At 60.7% G+C, this 17,787-nt stretch carries 17 protein-coding genes; 9 read left to right on the top strand and 8 right to left on the bottom strand.

Annotation, left to right across the window (positions count from 1 at the left end; all coding sequences use genetic code 11):
- Position 1: 1 nt before the first annotated feature.
- The gene (locus JNK74_00225; protein ID MBL7644589.1) at positions 2 to 1,393 is read right to left on the bottom strand and encodes a PLDc N-terminal domain-containing protein; all 1,392 of its coding nucleotides are present in this window, start codon (positions 1,391 to 1,393) and stop codon (positions 2 to 4) included.
- A gap of 131 nt (positions 1,394 to 1,524) precedes the next feature.
- Here JNK74_00225 and JNK74_00220 point away from each other — a divergent pair, with 131 nt between their 5' ends.
- From JNK74_00220 to JNK74_00205, 4 genes are all read left to right on the top strand, one after another.
- Complete coding sequence (locus JNK74_00220) at positions 1,525 to 2,532, top strand: class I SAM-dependent methyltransferase (GenBank protein ID MBL7644588.1); 1,008 nt, start codon at positions 1,525 to 1,527, stop codon at positions 2,530 to 2,532.
- Between the two features lie 135 nt (positions 2,533 to 2,667).
- Entirely contained in the window at positions 2,668 to 3,288 is a 621-nt protein-coding gene (locus tag JNK74_00215) for an SIS domain-containing protein (GenBank protein MBL7644587.1), read from the top strand.
- Between the two features lie 91 nt (positions 3,289 to 3,379).
- On the top strand, positions 3,380 to 4,387 hold the full coding sequence (locus tag JNK74_00210) for a Gfo/Idh/MocA family oxidoreductase (GenBank protein ID MBL7644586.1): 1,008 nt from the start codon (positions 3,380 to 3,382) through the stop codon (positions 4,385 to 4,387).
- 130 nt (positions 4,388 to 4,517) lie between these two features.
- The gene (locus JNK74_00205) at positions 4,518 to 5,468 is read left to right on the top strand and encodes an NAD-dependent epimerase/dehydratase family protein (protein MBL7644585.1); all 951 of its coding nucleotides are present in this window, start codon (positions 4,518 to 4,520) and stop codon (positions 5,466 to 5,468) included.
- Between the two features lie 82 nt (positions 5,469 to 5,550).
- Here the strand turns inward: JNK74_00205 and JNK74_00200 are convergent, their stop codons facing one another.
- The 5 genes from JNK74_00200 to JNK74_00180 all read right to left on the bottom strand — a co-directional run bounded on the left by JNK74_00200 (position 5,551) and on the right by JNK74_00180 (position 10,206).
- On the bottom strand, positions 5,551 to 6,216 hold the full coding sequence (locus JNK74_00200; GenBank protein ID MBL7644584.1) for an NTP transferase domain-containing protein: 666 nt from the start codon (positions 6,214 to 6,216) through the stop codon (positions 5,551 to 5,553).
- Positions 6,217 to 6,409: 193 nt separating this feature from the next.
- Entirely contained in the window at positions 6,410 to 6,889 is a 480-nt protein-coding gene (locus JNK74_00195; protein MBL7644583.1) for a YhcH/YjgK/YiaL family protein, read from the bottom strand.
- Positions 6,886 to 7,818 carry a hydroxyacid dehydrogenase gene (locus tag JNK74_00190; protein MBL7644582.1) on the bottom strand — a complete coding sequence of 311 codons (933 nt, stop codon included), beginning with the start codon at positions 7,816 to 7,818 and terminating at the stop codon, positions 6,886 to 6,888. The genes JNK74_00195 and JNK74_00190 overlap by 4 nt, the downstream gene beginning before the upstream one ends.
- A 51-nt stretch (positions 7,819 to 7,869) precedes the next feature.
- A complete protein-coding gene (locus tag JNK74_00185; GenBank protein MBL7644581.1) occupies positions 7,870 to 9,105 on the bottom strand; it encodes a hypothetical protein in 1,236 nt (411 codons plus the stop codon).
- 264 nt (positions 9,106 to 9,369) lie between these two features.
- Positions 9,370 to 10,206, bottom strand: a complete 837-nt coding sequence (locus JNK74_00180) for a glycosyltransferase (GenBank protein ID MBL7644580.1) — start codon at positions 10,204 to 10,206, stop codon at positions 9,370 to 9,372.
- A 301-nt stretch (positions 10,207 to 10,507) separates the two neighbouring features.
- Between JNK74_00180 and JNK74_00175 the strand changes: the two genes are divergently transcribed.
- Positions 10,508 to 12,100: a fucose isomerase gene (locus JNK74_00175; GenBank protein ID MBL7644579.1), complete on the top strand. Its 1,593-nt coding sequence runs from the start codon at positions 10,508 to 10,510 to the stop codon at positions 12,098 to 12,100.
- Between the two features lie 206 nt (positions 12,101 to 12,306).
- On the opposite strand, the gene JNK74_00170 is transcribed toward JNK74_00175, so the two are convergent.
- Both JNK74_00170 and amrB read right to left on the bottom strand, forming a co-directional pair.
- Positions 12,307 to 13,827, bottom strand: coding sequence for a glycosyltransferase family 39 protein (locus JNK74_00170; GenBank protein MBL7644578.1), 1,521 nt, complete (start codon positions 13,825 to 13,827; stop codon positions 12,307 to 12,309).
- A complete protein-coding gene (amrB, locus tag JNK74_00165) occupies positions 13,820 to 15,055 on the bottom strand; it encodes an AmmeMemoRadiSam system protein B (protein MBL7644577.1) in 1,236 nt (411 codons plus the stop codon). The genes JNK74_00170 and amrB overlap by 8 nt, the downstream gene beginning before the upstream one ends.
- Positions 15,056 to 15,228: 173 nt before the next feature.
- Here amrB and JNK74_00160 point away from each other — a divergent pair, with 173 nt between their 5' ends.
- The 4 genes from JNK74_00160 to JNK74_00145 all read left to right on the top strand — a co-directional run bounded on the left by JNK74_00160 (position 15,229) and on the right by JNK74_00145 (position 17,740).
- Positions 15,229 to 15,582, top strand: a complete 354-nt coding sequence (locus JNK74_00160; GenBank protein MBL7644576.1) for a hypothetical protein — start codon at positions 15,229 to 15,231, stop codon at positions 15,580 to 15,582.
- A gap of 100 nt (positions 15,583 to 15,682) precedes the next feature.
- Complete coding sequence (locus JNK74_00155; GenBank protein MBL7644575.1) at positions 15,683 to 15,913, top strand: hypothetical protein; 231 nt, start codon at positions 15,683 to 15,685, stop codon at positions 15,911 to 15,913.
- A 145-nt stretch (positions 15,914 to 16,058) separates the two neighbouring features.
- Positions 16,059 to 16,934: a hypothetical protein gene (locus JNK74_00150; GenBank protein ID MBL7644574.1), complete on the top strand. Its 876-nt coding sequence runs from the start codon at positions 16,059 to 16,061 to the stop codon at positions 16,932 to 16,934.
- A gap of 5 nt (positions 16,935 to 16,939) precedes the next feature.
- Complete coding sequence (locus tag JNK74_00145; protein ID MBL7644573.1) at positions 16,940 to 17,740, top strand: PIG-L family deacetylase; 801 nt, start codon at positions 16,940 to 16,942, stop codon at positions 17,738 to 17,740.
- Positions 17,741 to 17,787: the final 47 nt, after the last annotated feature.

Genomic DNA, 17,787 nt, shown 5'->3' with positions numbered 1-17,787 from the left:
CCTACAGCAAGGGCGACACAAGCCTGCAGATGCCTTCCGCCCATTCGCGCGCCAGGGTGAGCGGCTTGGGTAGCCAGGTTTCGCATTCTGGAAACATGCCTTCAAACCAGCCTTCGATCGCCCGGATCTCGTCCGCACTGTGATGAAACAGCGCGATTTCGAAGTTCAGATACATGCTCCGCATATCCAGATTCGGTGAGCCCGAAACAGCGAGGGATGCGTCGAAGAGCAACAACTTGGTGTGAATCATCCCCCTCGGATACGCGTAGACCCGCGCACCGGCTTCGTGCAGTCGCCGCAAGGAGGGACGACGCGCCCAATCGGCGATTCGATGATTGGAACGCCTGGGGATGACGATTCTGACATCCCGCCCCATTCTCGCCTGAAGGGCCAGCGCTTTCAAAAGATGCTCATCGGGAACGAAATAGGGCGTCACGATCCAGACGCGCTCTTCCACCCCGCCGATGGCGCTCACCAGCGCATCGTGCATCGTGTCGTCGGGACAATCCGGACCACTGGCGGCCACCTGCACAATGCTCGAACCTTCCACCGGGCAGGCCGGGAGAGAAACCGCTATGCTCTCCTGCTCCACGCCCGTGGCATACTGCCAATCATTCAGGAAGATGTCCTGCACGTCGCAGACGGCCGGCCCGCTCAGGAAGACACTTGCATCGCGAAAACGGGTGGGGCTCGGCTCGGGCCCCATGAACAGCGTACTCAGATTCATGCCACCCACCATGGCCGAGGCGTTGTCCACCACCACCAGCTTGCGGTGGTTGCGGAGGTTGGCCGACCAGCGGCGACGCACAGGCAGCACGGGCAGAAAGTGCCCCACCGCGCCGCCCGCTTCAAGCAGGGGCTTCACAAAACCGCGCCGCGTCCACGTGGACCCCAGGCTGTCCAGCAGCAGACGAACTTCCACCCCTTCCTGGGCCTTGCGGGCGAGCACGTCCACAATGGCCCGCCCCACCTCGTCCCGTCCAAGTATAAAAGTCGTAACATGGATAGAGTGCTTCGCGCGCTCCATCAGGGCGATCAGTTCATGAAACGCCGTTTCGCCATTGAAATGAATCTCCACCTGATGACCGGCTCGCGGCGGGGGCATGGAGCCCGATCGCAGCACGCGATCCGCCAGACACAGGGGCGCCATGGGCACGGACGGTGTGCCCGCACCCGCGTCGAAGAGGTCCGCTTTGCGCTCGCGTACCATCCGAAACTTGCGCCCGCCAAACAGGATGTACAGTGGCACGCCCACATAGGGAATCAGCACGATGGCCATGGCCCAGGCCATCGTGCCGCTCGGCTGTCGGTTATTCCGGAACACATCGGTCAGCAGCACAATCGCGAGAAGGAAACTGACCACGGCGATGGAATGTTCGAGAAGGTATATCACGCGGGGCCGCCTGGAAAGATGTCGTTTAACTGCTTCGGGTTCATGCCTTGAAGTGTAGCGCCGTCCGCGCTTTGAAGCAATCCCGCCCCCTGTGTTGTAATATGCTCCACGCCAACGTGTGGGAGTCGCGCATGAATTTCAGCCGCATCAACAAGCATACGGTCCTCTCCAGCGGCCTGCATGATGCCGATATACGCCCTCCCGCGCTCATGAACGAGTTTCGACGCCTTTCCGTCCGGGATGCCGCCGCCTTTTTTCCCATCGAACTTCGAGAAGCCGTGCCCTGCCCGGGATGTGGAATCGACGCGCCTCAGCCGGCCTTCGAAAAAGATGCCTTTACCTGGGTTCAATGTGCCGAATGCCGTTCGGTCTACGTCTCCCCCCGCCCCTCCGCGGCGCTACTTGACGATTTCTATGCGAAGTCCGAAGCCAGCCGCTTCCGAAAGGGCCAGTTTGCCGATGGGAGCGCCGCCCAGCGACGTCATCACCAGCTTCGCAACAACGCCCTGTGGATGGCTCAGTTGGCCGAAGCCCAGGGCCTGCCCCCGCAGTCCGATTATGCCGACTTCCGCACCTACATTCCCGCCCTGTTTGAGGAAGTGGCCGCGCTCGATTTCTTTGGCAGGCTCTACAGCATCGAGCCCCAGTTCGGGAACAACGATTCTGTCGCACACGTCACAAGCCTCCATACCGCGCCACCTCTGGATGCCATCAGCGCATTTGAGAAGCTGGAGCACCAGCACGCGCCCGGCGCCTTTCTCGGCACGCTTCACGAGCGGCTCAAGCCCGGCGGACTACTTTTCGTTACCACGCGCACAAGCTCCGGCTTCGACCTGCAGTTGCTGTGGGACAGGGCGCCCTATATCTTCGCGCCAGAGCACCTGAACCTCCTTTCCATCGAGGGTATCGAGCGGACACTACAACGGAGTGGCTTCGAACTGATAGAATTAAGCACCCCCGGCCAGTTGGATGTTGAGCTGGTGCTGCAGGCCTGCTCGGCCGATCCGAGCATCGTGCTGCCGCCCTTCGTCAGCGAACTGCTGGCCCGGCGCGACCGCTTCGCCCACGCGGACTTTCAGGCTTTTCTCCAGAAACACCGCCTGAGTTCCCACGTGCGGGTGGCGGCGCGAAAGGTTTAGACCAGCCCATATACTTAAGACATAAAAGACCGAAAAGACGTAAAGGATATCTCACTCCCGATGAGGCTGAGTCGAACAGTCCCTTAGGTCCTTTCCGTCCTTTATGTCCTATAAACCCGCAATAAGGAGTATCCCTTGTACAAGTTAGCCGAAATCCACGCCGGTGTTTCCAGCGTGCAGGAATATGTCAACGCCTATTCGCAGCGCCTCTTCGACATCATGAACCAGCTCGACAAAGACGCCATCGCCGCCACCGTCGCTGCCGTTGAACAATGCAGCAAGAACGGCAATACCCTCTTCAGCATGGCCAACGGCGGCAGCGCGGCCTCCGCGTCCCACTTGGTCAATGACCTCGTCGCGGGTTGCTTTATCGAAGATCAGCCCCGCCTGCGCACCCTGTGCCTCAGCGACAATATCGCCACGGTCACCGCCCTGGGCAACGACGCCGGCTTTGACCACATCTTCTCCCACCAGCTTCGCGTCCACATGCGCCCCGGCGACGTGGTCATCGCCATGTCGTGCAGCGGCAACAGCGAAAACCTGATCCAAGCGGTGGACTACGCCAACGCCAACGGCGCCACCACCATCGGCTATTGCGGCTTTGACGGCGGTCGCCTGGCCGAAAAGTGCCAGATCAAGGTGCTGATCCCCGCCACGAAGGACGAGTACGGTCCTGTGGAAGATGTGTTCAATATCCTCGGCCATATCCTGATTACCTGGATCGCCATGTCGCGCGGGAAGCACCTGCACCACTGACCGGGAGTCCAAGGAATGTGGCACAGCTCAACGACGCGCATGGGCGGGCGTCCCGGCTGTGATTTACCATACTCAGGGAACTGGGCCACACATGACCGCAACACCCCAAATACGCGCCGCCATCATCGGCCTGGGCAAGATGGGCCAGCTCCGCACGCGCGAACTGCTCGCGCGGGAAGACGTGGAAATCTGTTGCGGTTATGACCCCGCGCCGGAAAGCTTTCGGGCGCAACACCCCGGTATCCCGTGTGTCTCTGCAATCGAAGATATGCTCACGCCGGGCGTGGATGTCGTCTGGGTTTGCACGCCCAATGCCATCACGCCCGGCATGGTTGTCGCCGCGCTCGAAGCGGGCAAGCACGTTTTCTGCGAGAAGCCTCCAGGCCGCTCGGTGTCCGATATCCAGCGCATCCGCGAGGCCGAAGCGGCCCACCCCGGCCAGAAACTCGCCTTCGGCTTTAACCACCGATTTCATGCCGGCATTCTGGAAGCCCACCGGCTCGCATCCAGCGGCCGTCTGGGCGAAATCCTCTGGATCCGCGGAATCTATGGCAAGGCGGGCGGCGCGGATGCCTGGCGTGGTGATCGCGCAATGGCGGGCGGCGGCATCCTCCTCGATCAGGGCATCCACCTCCTCGATCTCTGCGAGATGTTCCTGGGCGACATCGTGGAGGTGAAAAGCATGGTCGCCAGCACGGGAGGTGCCAAGGGCATGGAGGACAACGCCTTTGCTTTGCTGCGGGATGGCAGCGGGCGTATCGCCCAAATCCACAGCTCCGCCACGCAATGGAAGCATCGCTTCAGCTTCGAGGTTTATCTGAGCGGCGGTTACCTGTCCGTCAACGGCATCCTCACGAGCACCCGCAGTTACGGCGACGAGACGCTCACCGTTGCCCGGCGCTCGGCCCTGCCGGGACCACCCACGGAAGAAACCATCTACTTCGATGAGGACCCGAGTTGGGCGGCCGAGATCGACGCCTTTCTGCGATGTGTTCGCGACGACAGCCCGGTTATTTCGGGCAGTTCACTGCAAGCCCTGCGTGCCATGGAGCTCGTCCACGACATTTACCGCGGCGACGAATCGTTCGCGAATAGATAAAATCGGTCGTATCGGTCCAATCCGTCCTATTCCAAGCTATACCCCGCCCGCGCCCGCTTGCTATACTTCCCCTGCAGGGCCTCGCCCACACCATCCAACGCTTTTCCCCCGATTCGAAAGGGTTCTTTTCATGCGTATTCTCGCCGCTGGTGGCGCTGGTTATATCGGTTCCGTACTCGTGCCCATGCTCCAGGAGCATGGCTATGATGTTGACGTGGCCGACCTGCTCTGGTTTGGTAATCACCTGCCCGAAGGTACGCCCATCATCCAGAAAGATCTCTTCAACATGACCGATGCGGACCTCAAAGGTTACGATCAGGTCATCTTCCTGGCCGGTCTTTCCAACGATCCCATGGCGGAATTCAATCCCGCCATGAACTTCATCCAGAACGGCGCCCTTCCGTCCTATCTCGCCTTTCAGGCCAAGCGCGCCGGTGTAAAGCGCTTCGTCTATGCGTCTTCCTGCTCGGTCTATGGCTACACCGTCAACGAACTCTACGATGAAGACGCGCCCGTCACCTGCGCCTATCCCTACGGCATTTCCAAACTGGCGGGCGAGCATGGCGTGCTGCAACTGCAGGATAACACCTTCTCCACCATCGCCCTGCGCCAGGGCACGGTCTGCGGGCACAGCCCCCGGATGCGCTTCGACCTCATCATCAACACCATGTTCAAATGCGCGATCCTCGACGGCGAGATTACTGTGAACAACCCCTCCATCTGGCGGCCCCTGCTCGACGTGCGCGACACCGCGAGCGCTTTCCTTCGCGCTGTGCAGGCGGACAAAACCATCAGCGGCGTCTTCAATGTGGCAAAGGACAATTTCACCGTGGGCCAGGTGGCCGACTTCGTGAAGGATGAAGTGGAAGCCTGCACGGGGAAAAAAGTGAAGATCCGAATCAAGGATATCCAGGACTTCCGCAACTACAAGGTGAGCTGCGAGCGCGCCAAGACCTATCTCGGATTCCAGCCCAAGTACGCCATCACCGACATTACCCGGGCACTTTACGAGAACCTCGCCAGCTACGGCGATCTCGGCCAGAAGAACTATTACAATATCGAAGTTTTTAAAGGGCTGTAGATCGCGAGCGCGGGTTTTCTTACCCGCGTATCTTGCAGCGTAGTGGCACGTATAAAACGGACAGAAAAGTCCGTTTCCGCTTTTACGCGCCGTCCCGCAGGGACAGCAGCGCCTCGGCAATCTGGAGATCCTCTTCGGTTTTGATGATGTGCCCCGCAAGACGATCCAGCACAAAGAAGCCCACACGCCCCGCGTAGGTCGCCGTGTTTCCCGCCTCGAAAGCAGCCAGATAGGCCTCGCGCCGCCAGCCGGTGATGCTCCAACAGATTCGCTGGATAGGCCTCAGCTCCTGGGAGTTGGTCTTCTCCGTGAAGCTGAAATTCACCGGTACGCCGTCCAGCGCGCACTCAATCTGTTCGTGGGTGCAGCTCAGCAGGGTGTCCTCGCCGCCCTGCGCCATCGCCGCCACGAATTCGCACACCTGCCCCGCCGTGAGCAGGGGCGCAATCGAGTGGACTTGAAAGACCCGCTCGCAGGGATGGGCCAGCAGAAACTCGTGGACAAATTGCTCGCTGGTGGCCGTGTTATTGGCCAGGGCCTCGGGGCGTTGGTGAAAGCCCACCCCCTCGGCCGCAGCAAGTTCGCCGAATGCTTCATGCTCCGAGTTCACCCAGATTTCATCAAAACAGCCCGCCGCCCGGCACTTGCGGATTGCCCGTACTATCGTGGGAACGCCCCCGAGCTCCCGAAGGTTCTTCTGCTTCAGGCGCTGGCTGCCCATGCGCGCGGGGATCATGGCGATGTTCATGGTGAGTGCAATACCCGAGTTACTGTTTTGGAGTTGTCCGCGAAGGCGGGCGCGCCGGCTGGGTCAAGGACATAGAGGACACAAGGGACATAAAGGACCACGATGGTAATGGACCGGCGCCGATTGCTGGAAACATGGAGCGGAGTTGCCGAAGTCCTTTGGGTCCTTTACGGCCTTCGTCCTCAAAAGCGCATCACAGCGGCCTAACGCATGACAATTTCACCTTGATCACCACCTTGCGCACGTTTTCCGAGACGCCCGTCGCGCTCTTCTGCGCGGTGTGTCCGTCCTCCGGGAAAAACACCGAAAAGTAGCGGGGCCGATTGACCACGGTACCCGTCGGTTGTTCCGGCCGCACATACAGGGCGTAATCCAGCTCGCTGTTGTAGGGCGTGTCCACCGCCAGGCCGTCCAGAACGAACCAGTCGATGGCTTCCGTACCTTCCAGCGACATCTGAATGTCCACGTACTTCTCGTGGGCCTCGACGGTCGTGCCTTCCATTCCGCGCGTGGGATAGCTCATCACGCGATAGAGCAACTCGTCGCCTTGGATGGACTCAAGCCCGGTCCCGTCGGGACTGTCGACAGGGAGTTTCTCCAGAAACTCAAAGGCCGCGGTCCAGGTGGGCCCGGTGAAATAATTCCGCCAGAGGGAAAGATCGGCAGCGATCATGATGCAAACTCCGGGAGACCCAAATCGCGCAACAGATTCCGCACCGCCTCGGTCTCCATCTGGAGGCGGCAGCGTTCCGTGTAGGTGCCCACGTGGGGCGTAAGAAGGACCTGCTCATAACGGGTGAGCGGCCCGGTGTAGGGCTCTTCCCAGAAGGCGTCGAACCAAACCCCCGCTACCTTACCCGAATCCAGCGCGGCGAGCAAGGCGGCCTCGTCCACGAGCCCGCCGCGCGCCCCATTGAGCAGGAGAACACCGGGCTTCATCAGGTCGAAGGCACGATCGTCCAATAGGCATGCTTCGCCACTGGCATGGAGCGAGACGATGTCGGCCCATGGCAGGCTGGTGGCTCTATCCGTAAACCGAACGCCTCTGGTGAGTATCGCCGGATCCATGTCCAAATCGAATGCGCGCACCTCGGCGCCAAAGGCGAGGAGCAGGTCGCCCACGCGCTTCCCAATGCGCCCGTAGCCGATGAGCAGCACCTTAGCGCCGCGCAGCCCCATTCCGATGGATTTCGTCCATTCACCCCGGTGCAAGGCCGCGTTCGTGGGGATAAGTTGCCGCGCCAGACAGAGCAGCGCCGCCATGGTCATCTCCGCCACCGCGTCGATCGGCCCGTCGGGCGTACTCGAAACCGCCACGCCAAAGTCCCGCGCGGCGTCAAAGTCCACATTGGCCACGCCAATCCCCACACGCGCCAGCGCCTTCAGGCGCGGACGTGCGGATTCCAGCACCGCGCGATTCAGCGGCTCCAGCCCGGCGATCAAGCCGTCCACCCCTTCGAGGTGCGCGATGATCTCGGATTCCGTCAGTCGACGCCCAAAGGGATTGGGCTTGATGATGCAGCCCGCCGCTTCCAGCATCCGCAGCGGGGTGTTGTCCTTCTCCGCAAAGCTGGAGGGACCTATGGCAACAACTGGAGGCATGGAGAATCCTTCAGGGACAGAATATGGTTCCGCCATCGTACGACACATCCTTTACCTGACGAAAGTGGAAACTGTGCCACTGCGTCGATTGGCTATTTCCTCGACGCGTGATATTGCCAGGTCATATTTACCGGCAAGCCCAACTGCGAGTTCACGCGCGAGCACGCGGTCTTCGACAATTTCTGCCAGAATACACTCCGCTCTGAGAATCGACTGGGTGCTTGCGATTCGCATGTATTCCGCCAGTTGCTTGCAGGGTTCTCCACGAAGGAGTATCTGCCCGCTTTGCCCGAAGAAGACTATATGGTCTTCGGACAGGAGCGATTCGATTTCTTCCGCTTTCTTTAAGTCCGCGGCTGCCTCGCCATCTTCACTGGCTTCTTGAGGAGCCCACACGCGACCTGTAGCGTAGTCATAATTCTCTGGAAAGATTCCCTCCTTCGTCGTCCGATCTCGATACCTCACCGCGATATTCCTACCGTACATCTGCTCGTCATCTACCACTTCTGCAATGATTGATTGTGTCTTTAGGAACTCTAAGACCGCGTTCCTGCTGATTTTCGCGGAACTTGCGCGCAACGTCTCGGGATAAAGTCGAAATACCACATAGTCCCGAAGCTCCTTTGTTGTTTCAAACTGACCGGTCTCAGGAAGTGTCGGAACCGTTCTCTCCGCCAGTTGGGAATCGAGTTTTGAAATCTGCACGGGAACACCGTTTACTACAACGGACCGAATGCCAACTTCGTCCCGCGTTACCGTTACGGAATATGGAGGCGACACGAGTTCCCCATTCAAGAAAACCAATCCCTTGTCAATCCCGCCTTTCGCTGGAGGCGCGACTGGTGGCACTTGACGGACCCAATTCGACAGGTCCGCCTCCGAAAGCTCGGGCCTATATGTTGGGTGAAGGGATAGTTGATATACATGCCAAGCCCCATCCTCTTGGAGTTTGCAGTACAGCGATCCACCGAAACTGGCGATATACTCCATCCAGGATTCCAATGATGCAACTCTTGTCGGATGCAAAATCGAAACGAATGTGTTACAGGAGACATCAAAAACGACGGGCTTCCCAGTCTTTTCTGCGACCTTCTCCAACAGTTCTCGTGTCTCAACACATCGCGCGAGTATTCGATAATTGCCATCGCTAACGGCCGTGATTTCGAGGTGGCCTATGGGCAAATCTCTCCTGAGATCAGCGTACGCAGTGCCCACTGCGAGCCCAACGACCAAGAGCCCGGTCAAGCACGCTAGCAACGCACATGACAGGAAGCTTTCGGAATCCAAGCCCCGCCGCCTCCTGGGGTTGCTATTGTTTGTTTCCGGCGAACCTGGTGCCCGATTACAGATTGGCGCTGGTTGCATTGTTATCCGTTTCCTTCTGAAGTTGAACGATAAGCAATACCATCACATCGACTAAGAGCGTCTATGTTCGAAACTCCTGACAATAGGGAGCATTAGTCGACTCAGCAACTACAAGGAGCCCCACCGAAATGCTAAGTCAAAGTCTCCATACCGCCGTTGATAAACCACGGGTACCTCCCTGCGTCCCTACAGCCGCGCTCCGAAATACCTCATGTTTCCCTCCACCCAGCCGCGTACCAGCAGCTTGGCATCCCGCCATCGTCCGGCCAGACACCACGACACCACCCGCGTTTTCAGCCAGATCCCATTCCCCAGCGTAAACACCGTCATCCTCACCCAGTCCCCCTCGTAGCCCTTCAGCATCGCATAGACGCTATGGGCCTCCTGCAACCGAATCGCCTCGCCCCGCTTCACCTCGCTGCCGTGGTGCCAAAACACCCCGTCCGCCACAAAGCAAAACTTCGCCTCCGCCCGCTTCGCGCGGATGCACAGATCGCTGTCCTCGAAGTAATAGGGCAGTTCCTCGTCGAAGCCCCCCAGCGCATCAAACAGCGTCTTCGGCATGCCCAGATTGCAGCTCGGCCCCGTGTTGGCCCGCTCCTGCCGGCACCGCAGGCTTTTCCCCAGAAAGGTCGAACGCCGGGGCACCGACTGCACGCGCCCGCCCAGGAAATCCACCACATTCCCCAGCAGCACGGTATGGCCATCGTCTCCCGCCAGCATGGCCTCCAGCCAGCCCGTCGCCACCTCGCCATCCGCGTCCAGAAAGAGCAAGAGCCGCCCCGATGCTATGCACGCCGCATGATTTCGCGCCGCCGACGGCCCCAGGGCTTTCTCCGTCACATCCAGCCGAACCCAGGGATACCCCTCCGCCACGGCCGACGCTGTGCCATCACATGAGGCATCGTCCACTACGATCACCTCCACATCCCCGCGCCCGCGCAATTCCCTCGCAAGCGAATCCAGCAACGCGCAAAGAAGCGTACGCCGATCGCGCGTGGGGATAATGACCGAGGCAAGCATGGCGCACCTTCGTTGGCAGAGAACAGTGGAAAAATCGGACGGATAGGACCGATAGGACGGATTATATCATATCGGTCGAATCGGTCCTATCCGTCCTATGGGTCGAGCCACGCTCGATACCCTTTGTCAATTGTCAATTGTCAATTGTCCATTGTCAATTGCAAAATGCTATGCTCTTCGTCGGACGCCATCCCCGGCGTCCGCGGAGACGAAACGCTGTGTACGGCCATCGCGGCCGGACGGGACTGCAACGCGCGCCGCGCGCCATTCGATCAGCCTGGCGGCGCCTGGGAAGACCATCATGAATAAGAACGATACCATCTATCTCGTGTCCAACGGAGACTTCCGCGACGCCCCCTGCGAAGTCTGCTGGCCCATGCAGGACACCACCCTGAAGGAAGTGCAGAAAGCCTTCAAGAAGCTCGGTTACAAAACCGAGATCGCCACAAAGTACGATGCGAAGAAGAAGCACGGCTTCATCCGCCGCCAGTCCGAAGGCGCGGCCGTCTTCTCGAAGATCGACCCGAAGGCCCCCGTGGTCATCGTGCTGAGCTGCTGGGCCTATGCCCACCACGTCTGCGGCCCGCTTCAGTCCCACGAAGGCCCGAAGCTCCTGCTCGGCAACTTCGACGGCACGTGGCCCGGCCTGGTGGCCCTGCTGAACCATGCGGGCACCCTGGACCGCCTCCACGTGAAGCATTCGCGCATCTGGACCGACAGCTTCCTGAAGGACGACTACTTCATGGAGAAGCTGGGCGAGTGGTGCGCGAAGGGCGAGATCAAGCATAGCACCAAGCACCTCACCGACGCGGACAAGGCGAAGCTCAGCAGCGCCGCCGATAAACTCGGCAAAGAGCTCGCCGCCGACATCAAGAAGAACCGCCGCATCATGGGCCAGCTCGATCCGGGCTGCATGGGCATGCTCAACGCCGTCATGGACCCTGCGCACCTTGGCAAGATCGGCCTGCCCATCGAATACCTCAACCAGTCCGACCTGGTGGCCGAAATGGCGCTGGTGAGCGATGAAGAAGCCCAGAAGCACCTCGACTTCCTCGTCAAGAAAGGCGCATGGTTCGACTGGGGCACCGATCCCGCCAAGAACCTCGTCCACAGCCAGGTCATCGAGCAGATGAAAATGTACGCCGCCGCCTGCCGCTTCGTCGAGCGCTACGGCCTCGCCGCCATCGGCATCCCCTACCAGCTCGGCCTCATGCGCGTCTGCGCCGCCTCCGACCTCGTCGAGGGCATGCTGAACAACATGGACCGACCCGATGTGAAGGATCCGGAAACGAAGAACGTCGTGAAGAAGGGCAAGGCCATCCCCCACTTCAACGAAGGCGACATGGGCGCGGGCGTGCCCCAGTTGCTCATGCACGACATCCTGGAGCGCAAGGGCCTGCCGACGGAAACGACCCTCCACGATGTGCGCTGGGGCCGCGACTTCGACGGCAAGTTCGTCTGGGTCTTCCTCATCTCCGGTGCTGCGCCCCCCGCGCACTACGGCGGCTGGAAGAAAACCAAAGTCTTCCGCCAGGCCGCCATGTACTTCCCCAAAGGCGGCGGCACCTGCTCCGGCGTCTCCAAGCCCGGCGTCATCACCTGGGCCCGCGCCTATGAATCCTTCGGCGAACTCGGTATGGACGTAGGTCGCGGCGAAGTTCTCGAACTGCCCGAAGCGGAAGTTCAGGACCGCCTCAACAAGACCACGCCCGTGTGGCCCATCGCCAACGTCCACATCCCCGGCTACGACCGCAACGAGATGATGGCGACCCACATGTCCAACCACATCGTCATCGGCTACGGCGACATCCTGGAAGAGCTCATCGCCCTCTGCCGACACCTCGGCATCAAGACCCGCATCGGCGGCGACGCTGGCAAGGAATTGGCGAAGTAAATTAAGTGATTAGTATTGGCCCGGACGGGGAAGCTCGTCCGGGCCTTTTTTGTGGGTTGAGTGTTGGTGCCTGGTTGCAGGCACAGCAGGGACATCAGGGACGATAGAAAAAATCGAAACCGCATCGGCGACCGAAGGTGGGCTCACCGTTCGTCGCCCTTCCTCGTTGACGAAGAACAGATCCGACACGCCGACAGGTTCGGTAATTATCGATAGCGTTTGAGCCGGGGCCAGAGTTCTTCCAGCGGCGCGGTTGGCTTCTTGCAGAGGTAGATTGGACGCGTCGTCGAGCCGTCCTTCGCTTCGTTGCGCCGGGGCAATTCGCCCACGCGCCGGATTTCGCCAAAGCACGTTTCGAGCACCTCTTCTTCGTAACCGAGGACGATCATGCAGTCCGCCGTGTTGCCCTGGGGGCCCCAGAGGTAGTGGGAATTGCTGCCGCTGATGGCGGGGGGCAGGTCCTTGCCGAGCAGATGGATGGTCGATACGCTGTCGTATTCTCCCGTGAGGATGACGGCCTTGTCCCGTTCCTCGGGCGTCAGCCCAGTGCAGATCTGTTTGAAGGTGGCCAGTTCTTCGGGACGCCCGATTTGAAAGCGAAAATCGAAGGTGAGCATGGTCGGATCACCGAGGACACGCCCGCTGTAGGCTTCTTTCCATTCCAGGGTGCCGATGGGCGCCACGATGGGAAGCAACAACAGCCACATCCCTGTCATGGCTGCGCATAACGCGACGCGCTTGACCTTTCCCCGGAATCCAATCCAGCGCTGCTCCAGCCACACCGCCCCGCCGGCATAGAGCAGCGGATAGGCCGGCAGAAGATAGTAAACCTTGGATCGCAAGATCAGCAGCACGACCAGCACGACGACGAATATCCAGGCGAGCATCCGGTGGCGTCGACCGACGGGATCCCGAAAGTAGAAAATTAGCCCCGCGCCCAGCACGCACCAACTGAGCAGATTCATCAGCACGAACTGGCCGAGTACGAATACGAGCCGGGAATCCATAACCTCGGCGTTAATGTTTCTGACAAATTCGAGGGTGGCCCAGTCGTTCCGGTATTGCCACACCAGATTGGGCAGAAAAATGAGGAGCGCCACGACGCCGCCGAGCCACGGCCAGGGCGTCTGGAGATCGCGGCGGCGGTGGGTCATGATGAGCCCCACGGCAACGCCCGTGCCCAGAAACAACGTCGTGTGCTTGTTGAGCAGCGCCAGACCGCATACCGCGCCAAAGGCGAGCCACCATCGCCCGCCGTTGCGGATCTCGATCGTCACCAGAAGGTGCGCGGCAACAAGCCAGAAGGTCAGTTCGAAGCTTGGAATGTTCAGAAAGGCCCCGACGCGGGTAATCATCGGCGCCATCACGAAACAGAAGCAGGCCAGGAACTCGCCAATGCGCCCCGCGCCCAGCCGCCGCGCGAGCCAGCCGGTCAGCAGGCAACTCAACGCCAGCGACAGGGCCGGAAAGAAACGGAAGGCGAAAAGATTGATACCAAAAAGCGAAGTGGCAACACGCGCGACAAGCGGCGTGAAGGGCGGGTGATCCACGTAACCCCAGTCCGGGTGGAGCCCGCAATCCAGAAAGTACAACTCGTCCCCGTGAAATCCATACTGGCGATTGACGACGAGATGGAAAATGAAAAGTCCGATACCCATCAGCAGGGCGCAGCCCGGAAAGCCGGAGCCGAGCAGACGCTCGATTCGACCCACCGCCCCGCTACTCAAGCGAGACGCTCGCGAAGGACACAATCCCGCCCGAGGGATCGGGCGCGTAGCCGTAGTAATGCATCGTGCCCGGACCCACGGCGCCATCGAGCGTCTTCAGCGTCGCATAGATGCAATTCAGCCCGCACACCTTGCGCTCGTTGAGGTCCTTCATCACCGATTTGTAAAAGCCGTCCGCGTCCATCGGCCCCTCGGTAACATGCGCCAGATCTTCATAGTCCCGATCCGCCACGTGCTGCACGACCGTGTCGTCAATTTCGAAATCGTCGCCGAAGCACTTCCCCACATGAGCCAGATCCGCCCCGGCAATCACCGCCACTTTCCGGCCCGGCTCCGCCGCAATCGCGCGGCAAGTCTCCAGGAATCGCGCCGTAGCAGGATTTTCTCCCGGCGCGTCGTCTTCATAACTCGCACAAAGCGACGCACAGAGAATGGGCACAATTTTCACGCCCGGTCCGTAGTGCCACGCGAGCATCACCGCCTGAAATTCGATGGAGTGCTCCGTGCGGTGGCGCCCCTCCCATGCGAAGGGGTCCCAGGTACACGCATCCGCCAGCCGCGACACGATCGCCTGATCGGTCTCCAGCGTGCCGAAGGGCGTCTCGAAGTGCTTGCGCGTGAGGATGAAGGGCACCGGTGCGCCCGCGTGGGCCACGCCGAAGATAAACACCACGTCCGGCTTCTCTCGCGTAAAGAGTTCGCGATAGCCGTGGGCATAGCCCTTGTGCCCCCGGTGAAAATCGATGTGAGGTACAATCAACCCCGGCAGATGACCGTTCGCCACTGCAACCGTTTCCGCGTGGAGCGCCCGATCATCGGTAAAAAATCCGTCAATCATCGCCCGGAGCTCTCCGGCGTCATCGGGATAGCCCCGCCCCGCCAGCCAGGCCGGTCGCGTGGTGGTTGCGGCAAACTCGCCATCGATCCGCGCGCGGATGGCTTCAAACTGGCGGTTCTGCAGAAAGCCATGATCGTCCAGATACTCCACCACCTCCCGGATCTGCTCCTCCGACACCCGCGCGCCGCCAAACTGGCGCCGACACGCCTCCTGAATATCCCCCACGCCTTTCCGGCCATCGAGCAGCGAAGCGATGAAGAAGGCCGCGGGCGACAGCACAAGTTGCTCTTCCACGTAGCCGCTGGTGTCGCGCAGGACAATGAATGTACTGCCCTCGTGCTCCACGGGGGCGGCGTCGATATGTCTCAGGGGGGCCAGTGCGTCGATCATGCCCCTATCATAGCCCCCGCGACGCGGCGTCGCAAGATGTCATGAATATACTCTCGCCCCCTGCGTCTATTGGGCAGAACCGTTCGTCATGAAATATTGGAAAATCCGTGGTAAACTAACGGAAAGACGGGCCGCAGTCGCAGTGATGCTGCCCCGGAGCAAAGGTGGTAAAAATGAAAAAGCTAACAGTACTCGGCCTCCTTGCCGCGACAACCCTCGCCGCAGGCTGTAACACGACCCCCACGCAAGATGGCGCACTCCTCGGCGGCGCCCTCGGTGCCGGTGCGGGTGCGATTATTGGCAACCAGTCCGGCCATGCCGGTGAAGGCGCTCTGATCGGTGCGGGTGCGGGCGCGCTCACGGGCGCCATCGTCGGCGATCAGGTCGATGAACGGCGCCAGCGCCGTTACCCCCAGAATGTGCAGACCGCCCCGGTCCGCACGCAGAACGGCCACTATGACGTTCGTATCGTCCGCACACCTTCCGGCGAGACCTACGAAGAGAGAGTGTGGGTGCCCTATAACTGAGCGGCGTGATTCCATACTCAATCAGCGCGCCTGGCGACGCATCGGCCTGATCAGTCTGGCCGTTTGCGGCGTCATGGCCTGGTCCGGCACGCGGTCGGGCGTGACCAGCCTCGAACCGGTGTATCAAATTGCCTATTGGGGCCTTTTCCTCGTGTCCTTGCTGGTCGCCTTGTATATGGCCCTGCTGGACCTGCGCTACATTCGCATGCAATACAGCCTGGGCGAAAAGGAGCTTTTCGAGGACACCCTGGGCAGTGAAGAATTCCGGGCGGCCCTCCGAAAGGCCCAGAATCGACCGGCCCCACCCGAGGATGAGCGCCGGGGCGAGTAAGCCCCCCATGCGTTCCTGGCATGTTCCCGCCCCCCTCCCCCGCCCCCCGGCACACGCCCGGACCGACTTGCGAAACTGGACGCCGTTGTGGTTTGATCCTTCGATTATAGTCTTGGATTCATTGAACGATCGGGAGTTACAGACCATGAAATTGATGGTAGCGTTGACAGTATTCGTGCTGGCTTTGAGCGGCTGCGGCGAAGAAAAAGTAACCGTTCCCCCGGCCGCGGACGGCTCCGCCGCAGTGAAAAGCCCCGTCGTATCGGACACCGAGAAAGTCGACGTGGGTGATGCGGAGGCAAAAGTCTCGCTGGAATTGACGCTGGAAGGCGGTCCGGTGCCGGGTATCGCGGTGGAAGAACTCCGAAACGCGAAGCAGCGATTGAACAGCGTCACGCTGAATCTAAGCGACCCGAAGCCGGCCGAACTCTGGATCAAGGTTGCGCTCAACAGCACGGATAGCTTCGCCTCGCGCCCCGTGGCGGTGCGCGGGACGGTACATCGCGAAATAGTCAAGGGAAGCAAAGAAGAAATCCTGAGTTTTCAGACTATCCTCGATGCCCACACGGCCCCGCAGCACCGGCTGGCCGATGGCAGCGGATATCCGATGGAATTTCGCGTGGATGCGATCAAGGGCCTGAGCGAACTGCCGTCCACCATGCTTATCTCCGCGACCGCGCAGGTGATCATGTCGCCCACGGGGACCGATCCCGCCACCATCGATCCCGCCACCTACACGGGGGCTGCGGAGGACACGGGCAACCTGATCGGCAATGCCTTCCGCATCAACTACACCGCTGGCCCCGCCGCAGCGCCTGAGTTGCCGGCGCCCACGCCAGGCGCACCCGCGGCCGATCCCGGCAGCGCACCCGCCGCACCCGATGCCGCATTGGCCCCGCCGGCGGACGCCCCGGCCGCCGAAGCGGCACCCGCGGAGCCCGCGCCCGCCGCAGCGCCCGTGGAAGCACCTGCGGCGCCGGCGAATGCCGCGGCCACGGAAGCCATCGGCGCCGCGCAGTAACACCCATGAATATCGTTTGCTTTGGCGCCCATCCCGATGACGGCGAAGTCTATGCCGGCGGAACCCTCATAAAATGGGCCCGGGCGGGCCATCGTGTCCTGCTCGTTTCCATGACCAATGGTGATATCGGCCACCACGAAATCAGCGGGGGCGCGCTGGCCGTTCGACGTCGCGAAGAGGCGCGACGTTCCGCCGAAATCGGCGGATTTCACGAACTGGTTCTGGATCATCACGATGGCGAACTCATGCCCACCATGGAACTCCGGCGCGAGGTGGTCCGAATCATCCGCGAGTGGGAGGCCGACGTCGTCCTGACCCATCGCCCCTACGACTATCACCCCGACCACCGCTACTGCGCCATCGCGGTACAGGATGCGGCCTACATGGTCATGGTGCCCAACTTCTGCCCCCATATTCCCGCGCTGAAGAAGAACCCGGTCTTCCTCTACATGATGGATGACTTCACGCGGCCCTCTCCCTTTCGAATGGACGTTGCCGTGGATGTGAGCGACGTGATGGACGTGAAGTGGGCAATGCTTGACGCCATGGACTCTCAGTTTTACGAGTGGCTGCCCTGGATCATGAAGTCTCCCACCAGCCCGCCTTACGATGCCAACGGCAGGCTGGCGTGGTTGAAGGAAACCTGGGATCCCTATTTCAAATCCCGCGCCGAGAAGTCCCGCATTGCGCTGGCCGATCGCTACGGCGCACAGAAGGCGGACTCCATCACCCACGCCGAGTACTTCGAGCTTTGCGAATACGGGGAGTGCCCAGATTCGGAAAACCTCCGGGCGCTGTTTCCGTAGGCTTCGCATCGTGCCCCGATGCGGGGAAGGGCACCATTATCCGCCGC

This window comes from Candidatus Hydrogenedentota bacterium (genome assembly GCA_016791475.1).
In the GTDB taxonomy this organism is placed as follows: Bacteria; Hydrogenedentota; Hydrogenedentia; order Hydrogenedentales; family JAEUWI01; genus JAEUWI01.
The sequence above is the reverse complement of the archived record's forward strand: the minus strand, read 5'-3'. Positions and strand labels throughout refer to the sequence as shown.

Coding starts and splice junctions, on each gene's coding strand:
- JNK74_00220 (MBL7644588.1), top strand. CDS start 1,525: ATGAATTTCAGCCGCATCAACAAGCATACGGTCCTCTCCAGCGGCCTG.
- JNK74_00210 (MBL7644586.1), top strand. CDS start 3,380: ATGACCGCAACACCCCAAATACGCGCCGCCATCATCGGCCTGGGCAAG.
- JNK74_00205 (MBL7644585.1), top strand. CDS start 4,518: ATGCGTATTCTCGCCGCTGGTGGCGCTGGTTATATCGGTTCCGTACTC.
- JNK74_00200 (MBL7644584.1), bottom strand. CDS start 6,216: ATGAACATCGCCATGATCCCCGCGCGCATGGGCAGCCAGCGCCTGAAG.
- JNK74_00195 (MBL7644583.1), bottom strand. CDS start 6,889: ATGATCGCTGCCGATCTTTCCCTCTGGCGGAATTATTTCACCGGGCCC.
- JNK74_00190 (MBL7644582.1), bottom strand. CDS start 7,818: ATGCCTCCAGTTGTTGCCATAGGTCCCTCCAGCTTTGCGGAGAAGGAC.
- JNK74_00180 (MBL7644580.1), bottom strand. CDS start 10,206: ATGCTTGCCTCGGTCATTATCCCCACGCGCGATCGGCGTACGCTTCTT.
- JNK74_00175 (MBL7644579.1), top strand. CDS start 10,508: ATGAATAAGAACGATACCATCTATCTCGTGTCCAACGGAGACTTCCGC.
- amrB (MBL7644577.1), bottom strand. CDS start 15,055: ATGATCGACGCACTGGCCCCCCTGAGACATATCGACGCCGCCCCCGTG.
- JNK74_00160 (MBL7644576.1), top strand. CDS start 15,229: ATGAAAAAGCTAACAGTACTCGGCCTCCTTGCCGCGACAACCCTCGCC.
- JNK74_00150 (MBL7644574.1), top strand. CDS start 16,059: ATGAAATTGATGGTAGCGTTGACAGTATTCGTGCTGGCTTTGAGCGGC.
- JNK74_00145 (MBL7644573.1), top strand. CDS start 16,940: ATGAATATCGTTTGCTTTGGCGCCCATCCCGATGACGGCGAAGTCTAT.